General features: G+C 44.2%; 5 protein-coding genes. All 5 read right to left on the bottom strand.

From position 1 onward, the window contains the following. Positions 1-167: 167 nt before the first annotated feature. The gene (locus Q0307_RS09335) at positions 168-848 is read right to left on the bottom strand and encodes a phosphoglycolate phosphatase (protein ID WP_298659787.1); all 681 of its coding nucleotides are present in this window, start codon (positions 846-848) and stop codon (positions 168-170) included. After that, complete coding sequence (rpe, locus tag Q0307_RS09330; RefSeq protein WP_298659785.1) at positions 848-1,546, bottom strand: ribulose-phosphate 3-epimerase; 699 nt, start codon at positions 1,544-1,546, stop codon at positions 848-850. Before rpe ends, Q0307_RS09335 begins: the two co-directional genes overlap by 1 nt. Before the next feature lie 89 nt (positions 1,547-1,635). Further along, positions 1,636-2,289: an outer membrane beta-barrel protein gene (locus tag Q0307_RS09325; protein ID WP_298659783.1), complete on the bottom strand. Its 654-nt coding sequence runs from the start codon at positions 2,287-2,289 to the stop codon at positions 1,636-1,638. 44 nt (positions 2,290-2,333) lie between these two features. Further along, the gene (locus Q0307_RS09320; protein ID WP_298659781.1) at positions 2,334-2,963 is read right to left on the bottom strand and encodes an outer membrane beta-barrel protein; all 630 of its coding nucleotides are present in this window, start codon (positions 2,961-2,963) and stop codon (positions 2,334-2,336) included. A 42-nt stretch (positions 2,964-3,005) separates the two neighbouring features. After that, positions 3,006-3,590, bottom strand: a complete 585-nt coding sequence (locus Q0307_RS09315) for an outer membrane beta-barrel protein (protein ID WP_298659777.1) — start codon at positions 3,588-3,590, stop codon at positions 3,006-3,008. Positions 3,591-3,794 lie beyond the last annotated feature (204 nt).

The following is a 3,794-nucleotide window of genomic DNA, read 5'->3' as shown; positions in this document are numbered from 1 at the left end:
GTCATTGGCGAATTCATTAATCAGATGTTTTTCAACTCTTCTGGTGCATGACCGCGGATTCTCTTGATGGTCATTATAGTCATAATAACCATCAAAAATGCTGATTTCAAGGTTTAGAAGGGAGGCTCGACTTGTCTTGATTTAGGCTGAAAAAAGTTTAGGATAGTTTAATCGCACCTAACCCATGCTTTTAATTCAGCTAATGAATCCACCACCGCATCCGGCTGATAGTCACGTATATCTTCACCATGATTATAACCATAGCTGACGGCTATCATTTTAAAACCTGCCGCGCGTGCGGCTTTTACATCCGATTGAGAGTCACCGATCATAATGGCTTCAGAAGTTGATATGCCTAATAGTTCGGCTGCATATAACAGTGGAAGAGGATGAGGCTTTTTTTCTGGCAAGGTATCGCCACTCACAATTAAAGCAAAGCGCTCGAATAAGCCTAAATTTTTTAATAGTTTATGCGTAAATTGCTCAGCTTTATTGGTCACACACGCGACTTTAAGCGCTTGACAGCTTTGTAAAAAAGCTAAACCTTCTACTACCCCCGGATAAATACGACTACGCTGGGAAGTATTTTCCGCATAGATTTCCATAAAGACGGCTAGGGCTTGCGCAAGTAAGGTAGGATCGGCGGGCTGATATAAATCATTAGTTAAGGCTCGCTCTACTAAGGTTTTGACACCATTACCGACCCAAGTACGCACGGCGGCTTCACCACGTAGGGGTAAACCTAAACGCAGCATGGTTTGATCCACAGAATACGCTAAGTCAGGAACGCTATCGACCAGCGTGCCATCAAGGTCAATCAAGACAAGTTTCGCTTGAAATCGAGCCATTAAACGCTCGCTTCTGCTAGTTGAGCACGGAATTCGGCCAATATGCTGTTATAGCGCTGTGGGTCATTAAGATTGGCTGCCCCAAACACAGCTGAACCGGCGACAAAGGTATCTGCTCCTGCTTCTTTGATGGCGCGAATATTGCTGGCTTTTACGCCACCGTCGATTTCTAAGCGAATATCCAAACCAGAGGCATCAATGAGTTTGCGTGCTTCACGGAGTTTAGTGAGTGCAGAGGGAATAAAGCTTTGCCCGCCAAACCCCGGATTGACTGACATAATCAAAATCATGTCAACTTTATCCAAGACATATTCAAGCACGCTCAAGGGGGTTGCGGGATTAAAAACTAAACCCGATTTACAGCCTTCGGCGCGAATTAGTTGCAGAGTGCGGTCAACGTGCTCAGATGCTTCTGGATGGAAGGTAATATAACTAGCACCCGCTTTAGCAAAATCGGGGATGATACGATCCACTGGCTTGACCATTAAATGTACATCAATCGGGGCGGTAACGCCGTGTTTGCGTAGTGCTTCACAGACTAAGGGGCCAATGGTGAGGTTGGGTACATAGTGATTATCCATCACATCAAAATGTACAATATCTGCACCAGAGGCTAATACTTGGTCGACTTCTTCGCCTAAACGCGCAAAATTCGCAGAAAGAATCGATGGAGCAATAAAATCGGACTGTCTAGACATGAAGGTCTTCCTCAAGGCAAGGCTGGAAATACCCACACTCTAACCTAAGCTAATAGAAATGTGCAGCCTTACTCTCGAGGTAGACAGCCCTACAAAGTGGAGTACATTAAACCGACTGTGTAGTTATTCGCATCGGTTTCATGTTCCGAGTCAGAGCCGGTATTAAAGACATGTTCCCATTCGCCGCGTACATGCAAATTTTGATTGAGTTGATATTGAGCACCTACACCGACTAAGGGAGAAATACCTTGATCAGTTGTTTGATCAATCGCATTGTCGAGTGATTCTTTAGTGTCACGTTCCCAAAACATCGCACCGCCTTTACCCATAATCTCTAAATTGGGTACAACATTAATCGGTAAATAAGCAACACCACTTAATTGATAGCCCGCTACTTCATTCTTAACATAGACGTTTTCTGCACCAACCTGCCCCTTTTTTTCGGCAGTACCTAATTTAGCATAAGCGAGTTCGGTGCCGAACATCGGGTTGAAGCGTGCACCACCAAATACTTTCCAACCGGCTGAACCATCTTCGCAACTGCCTTCAAAGAAGGGCATATTACAAGCATCGCTTTGCAGCGCATAACCTGCACTGACGCCTGCATACATTTTTAAACCATTGTTGAAGCTAAAATTCGAGTTAACTGGTATGGTATTAAAACCAAATAAACCTTCAGCTTGTGCCGCTTCGGCTATGTTTAATAAGCCTAGCATTAAACTCAACAGCATGAGTTTTTTCATAACAAACCCCTGTTATTCTTCTTATTTTAACGAATGCTTAAGTCTTAAAAAGTTGAAAAAGTTAAGCCCACACTCATTAGATCGATACCAGTTTCAAAATCAGTATCTTCAGTACCAGCCCCAAAAGTATGCTCCCATTCACCACGAATATGCATATTTGGCCCAACCCGATATTGTGCACCGACACCGATTAACGGACTGATACCTTGATCACTGGCGCTAGATTTTTCTGCAATGTCTTTTACATCTTTACTGCTGTCTTGTGACCAGCGGGCTACACCAGCTTTGCCAATTAAGTCCATATGCGGTGCTACAGGTAAATAGCCGACAGCAGTGGCATAAATCGCATCCATAGTACTGGTTAAGTCAGCTTTCAAACGCCCATCGGGAGTATCTTTTGCCTCACCTTTTGCCTCGCCAATGCGCATATAACCAACTTCAGCTCCCAACAGCCGACTGAATTTCATACCACCATAGATTTTGCCTCCGACCGTTAAGCCATCGTCAAACGCACCTTGATTGCTTAAACCTAAACTGCCACCACCATACAGATGGGCTTGAGGAGAAACACCCCAGTTTTGTTTCTGGTAACTGCCACCGGCTTCAACTGAAGAAGAAATGATTAATCCTAAGCCCAACAATGCAGAAGCCACGACGGCTGACTTTTTAAACATGATCAAACCCCTATTTGATGTAGTTTTATTATCTTTAGTAATTTATAGAGAAGAGAAAGTTACACCCACCGATAACAAGTCTAGAGGCTGCTTAGTCGCATTATCTCGAGAGACTTGATAACGCTCCCATTCGGCTCGTACCCCCATATTATTCCCCAGATTGTAATGTGCACCTGCTCCGAGCAGGATGTCGCTGCCATCAGTTTTAGTAGTTCCTGTGGATTGTTTATGTTCGTTTTTCCACCACCACATACCCGCTTTGCCAAATAATTCGATTTGGTCATTCAGTGAGTAGGTGACTACGCCAGCGGTGCTATAGCCCTTGGTATTAGAACTAGTTTTGTTATTGTTAGCATCAAGGCCTTGTTGTTCGCCAAATTGTACGTAACCGCCCTCAACGAAGATTTTATCGTTCAGACGCACGCCGCTATAGGCTTTCCACGTATTATTGGTTTCACCGCACTGATTCAAACCCGTACAGAACTCAGAAGATGCCGTACCAAGGCTTGCGCCCATGTAATTGGGCGTAGGTGTAGTGACTGGCGTATCGTCATCCGCTTGAACAGCTTGAAAACAGCATAGACACCCAGCCAACACCCAAACTCGCCACGAAAGTGAGTGGTTCATGTTGCCCCTTAGTTTTTATTATTTTTTATTTGGGTTCTTACACTTGGAGTGTAAGGGAAGGTGGGTGAAGGGCGAAGAATTTCAGATAAGCGCACCGACAAACGCGGATCTGCCCAAAAAGTTTAAGGGCAGATTTTTGATTATAAAAGATTGGTCATGCACCAGAAGAGTTGAAAAACATCTGATTAATGAATTCGCCAATGA

Source organism: uncultured Thiothrix sp., from assembly GCF_937873765.1.
Taxonomy (GTDB): domain Bacteria; phylum Pseudomonadota; class Gammaproteobacteria; order Thiotrichales; family Thiotrichaceae; genus Thiolinea.
This window is presented reverse-complemented; position numbering and strand designations above follow the sequence as displayed.